This is a genomic window from Tessaracoccus pujii, assembly GCF_055326215.1.
This window is the reverse complement of the sequence record NZ_JBUZNP010000011.1, coordinates 67,738-79,492: the sequence shown is the minus strand read 5'-3', so window position 1 is coordinate 79,492 and position 11,755 is coordinate 67,738. Positions and strand designations below refer to the sequence as shown.

Below are 11,755 nucleotides of genomic sequence, written 5' to 3'. Positions count from 1 at the left end.
GGATCCGCTGATCATTTGGGGCATCCGTCCGGGGGTGGGCTTGACGGTGGCTGTGGGGCCGCCGGTGGGGCCGGTGAGGGCCGGTTGCTTGCCCTCCGGCCCTTGTTCAGGGCCCTTTTCTGCGGTTCTGGGCAGGCTGCCGCCAGGGGCTACCCGGTAGCAGCGGCGGTCTTGAGTCTGGTTTCGATCGTGTTCGCGCGGGCGAGCATCAGCAGGTTCGCCGAGGCCATCGCGACCTGGAGCTGGTTCAGGTTCTTCGCCAGCCCGCGGTAGCGGGTCTTGGACAGCCCGAAGTCCCGCTTCACGATCAGGAACACGTGCTCCACCTTCGCCCGCACCGACGCCTTCCTCGACTCGAGTCGCTGCTCGTGAGGGTGCATCGCTCTCCACGTGCCCTGCCGGGCAGCGACCCGCCACTCGACGTGTGACAGGTGGTCGTCGCCGCGGATCTCGGGGCGTTTCGTCACACCCGAATAGCCGGCGTCGGCGTAGACGACCTGGTCATCCTCGCGCACCAGATGGGTGATCTGGTCCAGGTCGTGCACGTTGGCTGCTGTCGCGGTCACCGAGTGCACTAGACCCGTGCCGGCATCGACCCCGGCGTGGGCCTTCATCCCGAAGTACCACTGGCGCCCCTTCCTGGTCTGATGCATCTCGGGATCCCGGGTGCCGGTGGCGTTCTTCGTCGACGAAGGTGCGGCGATGATCGTGGCATCCACGATGCTCCCGCCACGCATGACCAGACCGTCGGCCTCCAGCCGGGCGTTCAACGCGGAGAACATCGCCTCACCCAGCTGGTGCTCCTCCAGCAGGTGCCGAAAATGCAGCAGGGTCGTGGCGTCAGGGACCTGCCTGGTAGCGAAGTCCACACCCATGAACTTGCGCATCGCGTACGAGTCGTTGATCTGATCTTCCACGCCTTCGTCGGAGAGGTGGAACCACACCTGCAGCAGGTACATCCGCAGCATCGTCTCGAGCGGTATCGGCCGCCTGCCGCGGGTCTTGTTGTAGTAGTGCGGCTCGATCAGCTTGACCCAGTCCGCCCACGGCACCACCGCGTCCATCCGCTTGAGGAACTCCTCCCGCTTCGGGACCCGGCGACGCTGACCGTACTCGACCTCAGACAAACTCGGCTGCAACTCATCCACAACCAGCATTCTACCTAGCCAACACGCCATTCACCGGCCAAACACCCACCGACTGCGCATCCACCGACAAACCAGGCTGGCCCATTAATCAGCGGTTCCCTAGGCCTCGAGGGCGTCCGCGATCAGCGGAACCAGGAAGTCGGCCTGCCAGGCCCGTGCGCCGAGGGCGAGCAGCATGTCCCGCGTGACGAGGGGGTGTTCGAAGAGTGCGGCGTGCAGGGCGGCGGGCGGAGCCACCAGGCTGGGCTGGAGTCCTCCCAGGTCACAGGCCAGTTCGTCGACGGCGGGACGCACCTTCGCCCACCGTTCGGCGGCGTCGGGATTGATCCGGTCCCACGTGCGGGGGTGGGGGACACCTGCGTGGGGCGCCCGTCGAGGCGGATAGTGCGCCTCCGGCATGGCCCGGACCTGGTCCAGCGCGCCGAGCCAGTTGCTGAGGTGGCGCTGCCCCGGAGGGGAGCTGAAGGCGGGGATCGCCTGCACCTGGGCGCGCACCGGCACTGAATCCTTCGCGCGGGTGGCCAGCTCCAGGATTGCGGTGTCGTGCAGGATCCACCCGGGCGGGCGGTCGCGGCGCTGGGCGATGGCGTCTCGCTCGAGCCACAGGGCCCGCGCGACCGCGTACTGCCTGGGGACGCGCAGCGCGGTGATGCCGCTCAGCCGCCGCCACGGGTCGGTCCTCGGCTCGGGCTCGGCGGAGTACCGGACGAGGGCGTCGTCGAACTCCTGGTTGGCCCACTCATCGCGACCGGCGAGGATGAGGTCCTCCCGGAGCACCTCGGCCAGTTCCAGCAGGTAGTCCACGTCGAGGGCCGCGTACACCAGCCACGACTCGGGCAGGGGGCGCTTGGACCAGTTGTCCGCTGAGTGGGCCTTGCGGAGCTTGACGCCGAGTTCCGCGAACAGGAGGGCACCCAGGCTCGCGCCGGGCTTGCCCAAGAGCCGGGCAGCCAGTTCGGTGTCGAAGATCCGTGGGGGAATCACTCCCACCCCGCGCATGCAGGGCAGGTCCTGGCTTGCGGCGTGGATGATCCAGGTGGCGTCGCCGCAGGCGTCCACCACCGCGCTCAGATCCGCCGTTCCGTCGGCCTCCAGGGCGACCGGGTCGATCAGCCAGGTCCCGGCGCCCTCACGCCTGATCTGCAGGAGGTAGGCCTTCGGCCAGTAGCGGTGACCGTGCGCACGCTCGGTGTCGAACGCGACGGGCCCCGTCGCCACGCTGAGTGAATCCAGGCACTGCTCGAGCGATTCCACGGTGTCGACGACGGGACGCAGCGGTTCGCGGCTGTGTTCGACGTAGGTCATGAGCGGCGCCCCAGGGGGAGTGGAGCGATGCCGGGTGGGAGGGGCGGCTGGCCCGCCACGTGAGCCATGAGGTCCTCCCAGGCGGTCAGGTGTTCAATGAGGGAGTGTCGCTCGTCCAGCGTAGGGGTCCACGAGCAGCGCAGCTCTACCTCGGCCCGGTCCTCGTCGGCCATCTCGCCGAAACCGCGGCCGTACGAGGCCGTGACCGTGCCCGCCAGGGAGTGCGCCGCACACCCTCGGCTCTCGAGCGCCTCGGTGAACCACGACCACGCCACCTCCGGCAGGAGGGGATCGGTCACCATCTCCACGTCCACGTCCGCCCTGACGTAGGTGACGAGGCGGAACGTGCCACTCCAGGAGTCGTTCCCGGCAGGGTCGTGCAGGAGGATCAGCCGGCCGGTGGCCAGGGGTTCGTCCTCGTCGCCGAGCTCGGCCTCGATCGCGACGGAGTGGGGGGCGATGCGCTGAGGAGAGCCGATCTCGTTCGTGCGGAACCCGCGACGCCAGGTCATGGCGTCGAGCTCGCGGAGGGCCCGCGCGAAGGGCTCCGGAGGTAGAGGGGTCACGTTGGCTGGCACGGGGCCCAGCCTAAGCGGAGGCGCCGCCACAGCCCTGCGGACTCGCCGGGCGGGCAGCTTACGGCCGCCGCAGCCTGAGGCTCACGGAGTTGATGCAGTAGCGCAGATCTGTGGGGGTGTCGTAGCCTTCGCCCTCGAACACGTGCCCCAGGTGTCCGTCGCACGCCGCACAACGCACCTCGACCCGCGGGCGACCCGGCAGCGATTCATCCTTGATGTAGCGGACCCGTTCCTCGGCCAGGGGGGAGAAGAAGCTGGGCCAGCCGCAGTGCGAGTGGAACTTCTCGGTGCTGCGGAAGAGTTCGGCGCCACAGCCGCGACACTCGTAGATGCCCTCGTCCTCGGTGTCGGTGTACTCGCCGGTGTAGGGCATCTCGGTGCCGGCGAGGCGGAGGACTTTGAATTCGAGCGCAGAGAGCTCGGCCCGCCACTGCTCGTCGGACTTGGCCACTGGGGCGACGTAGGGCTCGGTCATGCCGACGATCCTATGCGCAGGCGTCAAGCCTCAGGCGTCCTCACCGTCGAGATCGTCGGGAAGCCGAGTGGGAGTGCCGTCGAGGAGCTCCATGGCACCGAACGCGTAGCGGGCGAGGATGAGCTGGCGGAGGTGAGGACTGTCACCGAGGGGGGCTGTCACGGCCACCGCGCCTGCTCGCAGCGCGGCCTGGGCGTGGGTTCGATACGCCGGAGTGGGCGTCAGGTGGAGGCTGCCGACGGCGATGTGGCGCCGCCCCTGCATCCGCAGGGACTGCACGGCGGCCGCCGTGGCGCGGCCGTCACCGTCCTCGACGGCCAACTGGACAGGGAGGCGATGGTGGGCCGACCACTGGCGTGCTCGCCTCGCCAGGAGAGAGGAGCCGCGGACGTCTCCGCCGCCGGGGGCGGTGAGGACGAGCCCGTCGATTTCCAGGGCTCCGCCGCGGTGCAGGGCCTCGCGCACGCGCTCGTCGAGGATGTTGAGCACCTCGCCCGCGGGGCCGACCGGCCGGCTGATGGCCAGATGGATGTCAGGGGAGTGGGTGAAGCTGTCCAACTCGGACGGGTACGCCGCCGCGGAGACCAGGTCCAGCGGAACGAGGACGGCTTCCGCCACGTCGTCGGCCACCAGACCGGCGACGATCTGCTCCAGGCCTGGATCCACGCCACCCAGACGTGCGAGGTGGATGCGCAGGTCTGGGCGGGCCTCCTGCAGCGCGATCGCGATGCCGGTGAGAGCATTGGCGACCGGCGCTTCATCCGGCCCCTCAGCCACGAGCACGATTGCCGGCGCCGTCATCGACTCTCTCTCATCGGGCCACGGGTGCATGGCAGTTCGGAGATCTAGAGTGGGCGATGGCGGTTTCGAACCGCCGACCTCTTCGGTGTGAACGAAGCGCGCTACCACTGCGCCAATCGCCCCTAGCGAAACGGGAGTCTAGTGGAATCCGCGGGAGAACGCGAACCGGCGACGAGACTCGCGTCAGGTCCATGCGTACTCGGGATCATGCCTCACCCGATTGCGCCCCGGCGGGCACGTCGGGCCCAGCGCGCTCGCGACAGCCGTCGACGCACGGCAGGCCGATCGTTGATTTGTGTCCACTCCGGGGGTGCGCTAATGTTCTCTACGCGCCAGCTGCGGCAGTCCCACAAGGGCAGATGCAGACAGCGCATGCGGACGTGGCTCAGTTGGTAGAGCATCACCTTGCCAAGGTGAGGGTCGCGAGTTCGAATCTCGTCGTCCGCTCGGAGATCAGGTCTCTCCCACCCGATCGGGGAGGGTAAAGCTCCATCCTGGTGGAGTGGCCGAGAGGCGAGGCAACGGACTGCAAATCCGTGTACACGGGTTCAAATCCCGTCTCCACCTCGGGCGGTTGGCGCAGTGGTAGCGCGCTTCCCTGACACGGAAGAGGTCGCCGGTTCAAACCCGGCATCGCCCACGATGAGCCCCTCTCGCCAGGGGCTCATCTGTTTTTTCGACCCGAGCGGGGTCAGAACCTGGCAGTGGACCAGAGTGTCCCTGACTCCGTGATGAGTTCCACCCTCTCCAGCCCGCCGTCGGGCAGCGCGACGACCCACGATCCGCCAGCTTGGTGGGAGCCCAGCGTCCAGTCGCCAGCGCTTCGACGGATTCCGTCGGACCCGACGACGATGCAGTCGTAGGTCATCCGGGCTTGGCCGAGGTGACGGTGCGCTGACGCTCCCTGTCGTCCTTCTGGTCGGCGATGCCCGGCATGTCGGACTGCGCAGGGGCGTCGCCGCACTGACGACGACGGCAGCGCTCGCCAGCCTGGCACTGATCCTGGTCACAGGTCATTCCGGGCAACGGCGGTCTGGGCGAACTAGATCGAACCGGATTGACCGATAAGCAGCATTATGTCAGTTTGTTGCTGCCCAGGTGGTTTGACCGGAGAGGTCCTTCTTCGCCCCGCCCGGGATCAGTTCCAGCAACAGTTGGTGCAGGTGGCACACCTTCACGGTGTGTTCCTCACCGATGCGTCGGCGACGGTCGACCAGCAGCCGCAGGATCTCGATCTGCTCGTGGGCCACCACCGGCCGCAGCCCGGACATGCGTACCCCGACCAAGGTGATGGAGTGGGCGTCGGTGTCGTCGGTCTTGCGGCCCTGCCCGGTGGCGTAGAACCGGAGCCGCGCGGACAGCTTCGCCGGGACGTCGACCACCGGCTCACCGTCGGCGATCAGCCGCTACGCGATGTGGCGGCCGATCCCTTCACAGCCCTCGACCGCCCACACCCTTTCGGGCCATTGCCGGCCGTAGCCGAGCATCGCGGTGTAGCCGTCGGTGTCGGTGGTGAACTGGTCTCCACCAACAATGGTCTCGTCGGCGGTCATCACCTCGATGGTGGCGGTCCGCTTGTGCGGATCCATCCCGATCACCACCCGTGGCATGTCCTGACTCATGACGTGCCCCCTTGCCCCTTGTCCGAATGAGGTGTCGGGCATGGGAGGGCGGGGCAGCGCAGTCCATGAGAGAGTCACACGCGCGAACTACGTCGACAGCCGCGAACGAGAGCGACCACCCCGGACACCTGAACCGAGCCTCGGCCAAGATCTACCGTCAATGTGAATCACCCCGGCGTGTCCGGAGACTCATTGTGTTGTGAACTCTGCTGGTTGCAGGGCTGATTCTGCATCGTAGTAGAGGGCTTCGAGGTCGACGGGTGGCATGTCGCCGCAGTACTGGTAGAGGCGGCGATGGTTGAACCAGTCGACCCATTCCGCGGTAGCGAACTCGACCTCGTCGCTGGTGCGCCAAGGGCCTCGGGGTTTGATCAGCTCGGTCTTGAACAAACCGTTGATCGTCTCGGCCAACGCGTTGTCATAGCTGGTGCCGACGGCCCCGACGGAGGCGGCGATCCCCGCCTCGCCGAGCCGCTCGGACAGCTTGATCGAGGTGTATTGGGAGCCGCGATCGCTGTGATGGACCAGATCATCGAACCCGTCGCGGCCATCGCGCTGACGGGACCACACGGCCTGCTCCAGGGCATCGAGGACCAGCTGAGTGGTCATTGACGGCCCGGAGCGCCAGCCGAGGATCCGGCGGGCGTAGGCATCGACGACGAACGCGACGTAAACCCACCCGGACCAGGTCGACAGGGTCTGTCAACTTAACGGTGTATCTCATGGTTGTTTGACTCTCAGTATCGGCGGCCGGCGGAGAGCCGTCCGTCGAAGGTGATCTCGAACGCGTTGAGGGCGCCTTTCCAACGCTGTGTCCATCGCGCTCGTCCCTTACCGGTGGGGTCCAGCGCCATCACTGCCAGGTAGACGCACTTCAACGCGGCCTGCTCGTTCGGGAAGTGCCCCCGGGCCCTGACCGCCTTACGGATCCGGGCGTTGACCGACTCGATCGCATTGGTGGTACACACGATCCGGCGGATCTCCTTGTCGAACTGCAGGAACGGGACGAAGTCTGCCCACGCGTTCTCCCACAACCGCACGATCGCCGGGTACTTAGCACCCCATGCTTCGGTGAACTCCAGGAACCGGTCCTCCGCCGCGGACACGGTGTCGGCGGTGTAGATCGGCCGCAGAGAGCGGGCCAGCTTGTCCCAGTCCTGCCTCGCCGCGTAACGGAACGACCCGCGGATCAGGTGCACCACACAGGTCTGCACGATCGTCTTGGGCCACACGTTCCCCACCGACTCGGGCAGCCCCTTCAACCCGTCACACACCAGCATCAACACGTCGGCGACGCCACGGTTCTTGATCTCGGTGAGCACCTGCTGCCAGTACTTCGCGCCCTCACCGCCGTCGCCGGCCCACAGGCCCAGAATGTCGCGGTTCCCGTCGACAGTGACCGCCAACGCGACGTAGATCGGCCGATTCGCGACCTGCCCGTCACGGACCTTCACATGGATCGCGTCGATGAACACCACCGGATACACCGGGTCCAGCGGCCGGTTCTGCCACTCGCCCATCGAGTCCAGGACCTTGTCGGTAATCGTCGAGATCGTGGTCTTCGACACCTCAGAGCCATACACATCGGCCAGATGCGCCGAGATGTCACCATGGGTCATACCGCGCGCCGACAGCGACAACACCACATCCTCGATCGCCCCCAACCTGCGCTGCCGCTTCGCCACCACGACCGGCTCGAACGACCCCGCCCGATCCCGAGGGACAGCGATCTCGACCGGGCCGGCCTTCGTCAGCACCGTCTTCGACCGGGTCCCGTTGCGGGCATTCGACGCATCCTCAGTGCGTTGATGCTTGTCATAGCCCAGATGGGCGGTCATCTCGCCCTCCAAAGCCGACTCCAGGACCAGTTTCGTCAGCTGCGCTAACAACCCGCCCTCACCCTCCACTGACAGCCCCAGCCGCTGCGCGTCGCCCACGAGCTGCGCCACCAAGTCCTTGTCCACCAACGGGGCCGTCGCTGTCACCTGATCCTCGACCTCCATCACGACCGCCTCAGCGACCGGCTCAACCTGCATCCTCATCGGGTACCTCCTACATCGGAGTTACACCGGAAAACGTACAGTCCCCGATCCCCAACAGGTGCGCGACCTTGGTCATCGCAGCGGTGTCCCTGTCGTGGTCGGGTCTGATCTCGTGATACATCCGCACCGCCCGAGCCTTCAGCTCAGCCGGGTACCTCTTCGATGTGTTTCCTGGCATGACTCCATCCTTCCCAAGGATCCGAGTCTCCGGACACGCCGGGGTGATTCAATGACACTAGAAGCCGCCGCGCGGACGGATAAGTCGTCGGGTTCTGCATCGGCGCCGCGGTGGTGATGGCCGCTGTCATCGAGGGTGTCCGCGGTGGCGGGACGCCAGTGCGGGAGTCCACGCTCAGCGGGTGGAGCACGGGGTGCCACTGGGGGCGCGTTTCCGCGTCTGGAAGGTTCATCACCTGGAGGTGGGCGGTGGCCTTGTCCGCGGAGGAGTGCCGGTAGTGGTGGTGGCCTAGGACCGGGTTGAGCGTGGGGGGCGGCACTGGGGGACCGTCTCCGCGGTGGAGGCTCGGGTTGGATCCCGCGTCTGAGGCGGAGCGACCCTCGAGCTCGACGAGACATGTCCCCACAACGGACGGGCTGACACTGTCGAGTCACGAACCGCCTGAACGCTCTCAACAGCCGCGCGGGGGTGGCTCATTACTCCTGTAGAGGTCGGATCGGTGGCCGATGGCCACGATGGTCACGATGCGGAAGTCGCCGCGTCGTGCGCTGTGGAGGCCTTCGCCGGTTCGCGGCACGGGTCCGTTGATGAATTCCACCGATGCGGCTACTGGGACCTTGACAGAGATCGATCCCAGCACTGACAGTGGGCGTGTGCCCGACGACAACGCGACGCGGCCCCCCTCGGTGCAGGTGGAGGAATTCCTCGCCACGGTCCCCGAGGGGCGCAGGAACGAATCTGGAGAACTGATCCGCATGATGCGCGAGATCACCGGTGAGCCGCCGATCATGTGGGGGCCCAGCATCATCGGCTTCGGCACACAGCATTACCGCTACGGCACCGGACGCGAGGGCGACATGCCGAGGCTGGCCTTCAGCCCGCGCACGGCCACGCTGACCATGTACGTCAACGAGGGCTTCGACCGCTACGGGGGTCACCTGGCGCGGCTGGGTAAGCACAAAAGCAGCGTCTCCTGCCTGTACCTCAACAAGCTCGCCGACGTAGACCCCGAGGTTCTCCGGGACATGCTCGAGGCGAGCTATGCCCTGTCCAGTGCGACGACGCCGAAGGCAACGACGGTGGACCAGTACGTGGCGTCCGTCCCGCCGGCCGCCCGGCCCATGTTCGACGAACTCCGCGACCTCGTGCGCAACGCGCTCCCCCACGCCGACGAGGTGTTCAGCTACGGCATCGTCGGCTACAAGCCCGTCAAGGGGCGCGCGAGGGTGTTCGTCTCAGGCTGGAGGGATCACGTGGCCGTCTACCCGGTTCCGGCGGACCCGGATCTCCAGGCCGAGCTCGCCCCCTTCGTCCGCGGGAAGGGCACCCTGTGGTTCCCGCTGAACAGACCGCTTCCCCGTGAGCTGGTCCTGCGTGTGGTGGATGCCCTGGCCGGTGACGCCGCGCCTCCTGACACGAAGGAACCGTGACGATGGCAGAATCAGCCCGTCCAACCCTCGAAATCCTCCCTGACGAGGGATTCAAGCGCATCCTGTGCGTCGTGGCGCACCCCGACGACGTCGAGTACGGCCTGTCGGCCTGTGTCCACCGCTGGGTGACCCAGGGCGCCGAGGTGGCATACCTCCTCCTCACCTCGGGCGAGGCGGGCATGCAGCGTCCCCCGTCGGAGGTGGGCTCACTGCGGGCACTGGAGCAGCGGGCGGCCTGCGACGAGGTGGGCGTGAAGGACCTGGAGATCCTCGACCACCCCGACGGCATGCTGGTCTACTCGCTCCACCTCCGCCGCGACGTGGCCAGGAGGATCCGGGAGTTCAAACCCGACGCGGTCGTCACCAGCGCCTGGGATGTCGAGGTGGGCTGGGGCCTCAACCAGGCGGACCACCGGGTGGCCGGCCTGGTCACCCTCGACGCCGTCCGCGACGCGGACAACACCTGGGTCCACCCCGAGCTGGCCCGCGACGAAGGGCTGGCGAAGTGGGCCACCACCTGGCTGCTCGTGGCGGCGGACAACTCCCCCACGCACGGCGCCGTCCTGACCGCCGACGACGTGGATGCGGGCGTTCGCTCCCTGGAGGCCCATGGTGCGTATCTCGCCGACATCCCCGGCCACCCGGCGCCCCGCGAGTTCATCCCCGGGATGCTCGGACAGCAGGGGCAGGCGATCGGCGCAGAGTACGCGTGCCTGTTCAGGGTCCACCGGCTCACTCGGGAGGCCTGACTCGGGGTGATTGGGGGAAACGGCGACGTGCGGCCGCGCCGTCGCCTAGCGTGGATTCGAAGCGCACTCCGAGCGCCGCGTCTGACAAGGAGTCACCGATGTTCGATTACGACGAGCTGCTGTCCACCCTTCCCATCGATCAGCTCGCGCAGCGGGTGGGGGCGAGCCCCGAGGAGGTCGAGGCCGCCGCCCGCAACGCCCTGCCCGCACTCCTCATGGGTATGGGTGCCAACGCGCAGGACCCCGCAGGTGAGGCATCACTCAGGGGCGCGATCCAGCAGCACGACCCGCAGCTTCTCGACGGAGGCATCAACGTCGACGACGTGGATCCCGATGACGGGGCGAAGATCACCCACCACGTGTTCGGGCCCAACGAGGACCAGGTGGTCAACCAGCTAGGTGGGCTGGGCGGCGGCAACGCGCTGATTCAGAAGCTGCTGCCGATTCTTGCCCCGATCGTCATGTCGTGGTTGGCGGGCAAGCTGATGGGACGCGACGAGGCGCAGGGGCAGGCGCCGCAGTCCCCTACCGGCGGCGGCCTCGGTGACATCCTGGGCCAGATCCTCGGCGGCGGTCCGGCCGCTCCTCAGGCACCCGCGCCGCAGACCGGTCAGGGCGGGCAGCCGCAGTTCCGCGTGCCGACCTCCGGTCAGGCTGACGACGGTGTGCTCCGGATGCCCGTGCCCCAGTCCCAGCCCACCGGAACCCATCAGCAGGCGCAGCCGGGCGGCCTCGGTGGCGGGATCCTCGGTGACATCCTGGGCGGGCTGCTGGGCGGCGGGCGCCGCTGAGGACGGGCCCGGTCACTCGAACGGCGACGGGTCCCCGGCACCAAGACGGGCGATCACGGGCTCGTCGCCGCTCAGGTCGACGACGGTGGTGGGCTCCACCCCGCAGTCCCCTGAGTCGAGCACGGCATCGATCTGGTGATCCAGGAGCTCCTTGATGGTCCAGCCGTCCGTGAGGGACTCCTCGTGGCCGGGCAGGAGCAGCGTCGAGGACAGCAACGGCGCCCCTACCGTCTCCAGTAGCGCCAATGTGGTGCGATGGTCCGGAATCCGCACGCCGACCGTGCGCTTCTTCGGATGCTGCATCATCTTAGGAACCTCGCGTGAGGCCTTGAGGATGAAGGTGAAGGGGCCGGGCGTGGCCGCCTTCACCGCTCGGAAGATCCAGTTGTCCATCTCCACGTAGGCCCCGAGCTTGGCGAAGCTGTCCACCACGAGGGTGAAGTGGTGCTTGTCGTCGAGGTCGCGGATCCGCCTGATGCGTTCGATGCCCGCGGCGTTGCCGAGGGCACATCCGAGCGCGAAGCACGAGTCCGTGGGATAGGCGATGAGGCCACCCTGCTCCAGGATCCGGGCGACCTGCGCCAGCGATCTGGGCTGCGGGTTGTCCGGATGAACGTCGAAGTACTGGGCCATGGG

13 protein-coding genes, 4 tRNA genes and 1 pseudogene are annotated in these 11,755 nt (G+C 67.5%); 6 read left to right on the top strand and 12 right to left on the bottom strand.

What is annotated here, in order from left to right; translation table 11 throughout:
* Positions 1–149: 149 nt before the first annotated feature.
* The 6 genes from ACZK5N_RS13235 to ACZK5N_RS13210 form a co-directional block, all read right to left on the bottom strand.
* Complete coding sequence (locus ACZK5N_RS13235) at positions 150–1,139, bottom strand: IS5 family transposase (protein ID WP_459020358.1); 990 nt, start codon at positions 1,137–1,139, stop codon at positions 150–152.
* Positions 1,140–1,247: 108 nt separating this feature from the next.
* Entirely contained in the window at positions 1,248–2,453 is a 1,206-nt protein-coding gene (locus tag ACZK5N_RS13230; RefSeq protein WP_459019811.1) for an HRDC domain-containing protein, read from the bottom strand.
* Positions 2,450–3,031 (bottom strand): DUF3000 domain-containing protein, encoded by a 582-nt coding sequence (locus ACZK5N_RS13225; protein WP_459019810.1) that lies wholly within the window; start codon positions 3,029–3,031, stop codon positions 2,450–2,452. Before ACZK5N_RS13225 ends, ACZK5N_RS13230 begins: the two co-directional genes overlap by 4 nt.
* 58 nt (positions 3,032–3,089) lie before the next feature.
* On the bottom strand, positions 3,090–3,506 hold the full coding sequence (gene msrB / locus ACZK5N_RS13220) for a peptide-methionine (R)-S-oxide reductase MsrB (RefSeq protein WP_459019809.1): 417 nt from the start codon (positions 3,504–3,506) through the stop codon (positions 3,090–3,092).
* 30 nt (positions 3,507–3,536) lie between these two features.
* Positions 3,537–4,307, bottom strand: a complete 771-nt coding sequence (locus ACZK5N_RS13215) for a sirohydrochlorin chelatase (RefSeq protein ID WP_459019808.1) — start codon at positions 4,305–4,307, stop codon at positions 3,537–3,539.
* 50 nt (positions 4,308–4,357) lie between these two features.
* Positions 4,358–4,429: transfer RNA gene (locus ACZK5N_RS13210), tRNA-Val, on the bottom strand.
* A gap of 252 nt (positions 4,430–4,681) precedes the next feature.
* Here ACZK5N_RS13210 and ACZK5N_RS13205 point away from each other — a divergent pair.
* The 3 genes from ACZK5N_RS13205 to ACZK5N_RS13195 all read left to right on the top strand — a co-directional run bounded on the left by ACZK5N_RS13205 (position 4,682) and on the right by ACZK5N_RS13195 (position 4,947).
* Positions 4,682–4,754 (top strand) — tRNA-Gly (locus tag ACZK5N_RS13205).
* A 49-nt stretch (positions 4,755–4,803) separates the two neighbouring features.
* Positions 4,804–4,874 (top strand) — tRNA-Cys (locus ACZK5N_RS13200).
* Position 4,875: 1 nt separating this feature from the next.
* Positions 4,876–4,947 (top strand) — tRNA-Val (locus ACZK5N_RS13195).
* A gap of 224 nt (positions 4,948–5,171) precedes the next feature.
* Here the strand turns inward: ACZK5N_RS13195 and ACZK5N_RS13190 are convergent.
* From ACZK5N_RS13190 to ACZK5N_RS13170, 5 genes and pseudogenes are all read right to left on the bottom strand, one after another.
* Complete coding sequence (locus tag ACZK5N_RS13190; protein WP_463625113.1) at positions 5,172–5,324, bottom strand: hypothetical protein; 153 nt, start codon at positions 5,322–5,324, stop codon at positions 5,172–5,174.
* Positions 5,325–5,386: 62 nt separating this feature from the next.
* A complete protein-coding gene (locus tag ACZK5N_RS13185) occupies positions 5,387–5,707 on the bottom strand; it encodes an IS110 family transposase (RefSeq protein WP_463625115.1) in 321 nt (106 codons plus the stop codon).
* 6 nt (positions 5,708–5,713) lie between these two features.
* Positions 5,714–5,929: a hypothetical protein gene (locus ACZK5N_RS13180; protein ID WP_463625112.1), complete on the bottom strand. Its 216-nt coding sequence runs from the start codon at positions 5,927–5,929 to the stop codon at positions 5,714–5,716.
* A 189-nt stretch (positions 5,930–6,118) separates the two neighbouring features.
* Positions 6,119–6,625: pseudogene (locus tag ACZK5N_RS13175) on the bottom strand (DDE-type integrase/transposase/recombinase); the annotation flags it as partial.
* A 41-nt stretch (positions 6,626–6,666) separates the two neighbouring features.
* Positions 6,667–7,932 carry an IS256 family transposase gene (locus ACZK5N_RS13170; protein ID WP_463625114.1) on the bottom strand — a complete coding sequence of 422 codons (1,266 nt, stop codon included), beginning with the start codon at positions 7,930–7,932 and terminating at the stop codon, positions 6,667–6,669.
* 870 nt (positions 7,933–8,802) lie between these two features.
* Between ACZK5N_RS13170 and ACZK5N_RS13165 the strand changes: the two genes are divergently transcribed.
* The 3 genes from ACZK5N_RS13165 to ACZK5N_RS13155 all read left to right on the top strand — a co-directional run bounded on the left by ACZK5N_RS13165 (position 8,803) and on the right by ACZK5N_RS13155 (position 11,119).
* Positions 8,803–9,579, top strand: a complete 777-nt coding sequence (locus ACZK5N_RS13165; RefSeq protein ID WP_463625111.1) for a DUF1801 domain-containing protein — start codon at positions 8,803–8,805, stop codon at positions 9,577–9,579.
* 2 nt (positions 9,580–9,581) lie between these two features.
* Positions 9,582–10,328, top strand: a complete 747-nt coding sequence (locus tag ACZK5N_RS13160) for a PIG-L deacetylase family protein (RefSeq protein ID WP_463625110.1) — start codon at positions 9,582–9,584, stop codon at positions 10,326–10,328.
* A 98-nt stretch (positions 10,329–10,426) separates the two neighbouring features.
* Entirely contained in the window at positions 10,427–11,119 is a 693-nt protein-coding gene (locus ACZK5N_RS13155; RefSeq protein ID WP_463625109.1) for a DUF937 domain-containing protein, read from the top strand.
* Between the two features lie 12 nt (positions 11,120–11,131).
* On the opposite strand, the gene ACZK5N_RS13150 is transcribed toward ACZK5N_RS13155, so the two are convergent.
* On the bottom strand, positions 11,132–11,752 hold the full coding sequence (locus ACZK5N_RS13150) for an L-threonylcarbamoyladenylate synthase (RefSeq protein WP_463625108.1): 621 nt from the start codon (positions 11,750–11,752) through the stop codon (positions 11,132–11,134).
* Positions 11,753–11,755: the final 3 nt, after the last annotated feature.

What these genes read in the sequence shown, in the direction of transcription:
- ACZK5N_RS13155 (WP_463625109.1), top strand. Translation starts at nt 10,427, where the DNA reads ATGTTCGATTACGACGAGCTGCTGTCCACCCTTCCCATCGATCAGCTC.
- ACZK5N_RS13190 (WP_463625113.1), bottom strand. Translation starts at nt 5,324, where the DNA reads ATGACCTGTGACCAGGATCAGTGCCAGGCTGGCGAGCGCTGCCGTCGT.
- ACZK5N_RS13150 (WP_463625108.1), bottom strand. Translation starts at nt 11,752, where the DNA reads ATGGCCCAGTACTTCGACGTTCATCCGGACAACCCGCAGCCCAGATCG.
- ACZK5N_RS13180 (WP_463625112.1), bottom strand. Translation starts at nt 5,929, where the DNA reads ATGAGTCAGGACATGCCACGGGTGGTGATCGGGATGGATCCGCACAAG.
- ACZK5N_RS13170 (WP_463625114.1), bottom strand. Translation starts at nt 7,932, where the DNA reads ATGGAGGTCGAGGATCAGGTGACAGCGACGGCCCCGTTGGTGGACAAG.
- ACZK5N_RS13230 (WP_459019811.1), bottom strand. Translation starts at nt 2,453, where the DNA reads ATGACCTACGTCGAACACAGCCGCGAACCGCTGCGTCCCGTCGTCGAC.
- msrB (WP_459019809.1), bottom strand. Translation starts at nt 3,506, where the DNA reads ATGACCGAGCCCTACGTCGCCCCAGTGGCCAAGTCCGACGAGCAGTGG.
- ACZK5N_RS13215 (WP_459019808.1), bottom strand. Translation starts at nt 4,307, where the DNA reads ATGACGGCGCCGGCAATCGTGCTCGTGGCTGAGGGGCCGGATGAAGCG.
- ACZK5N_RS13160 (WP_463625110.1), top strand. Translation starts at nt 9,582, where the DNA reads ATGGCAGAATCAGCCCGTCCAACCCTCGAAATCCTCCCTGACGAGGGA.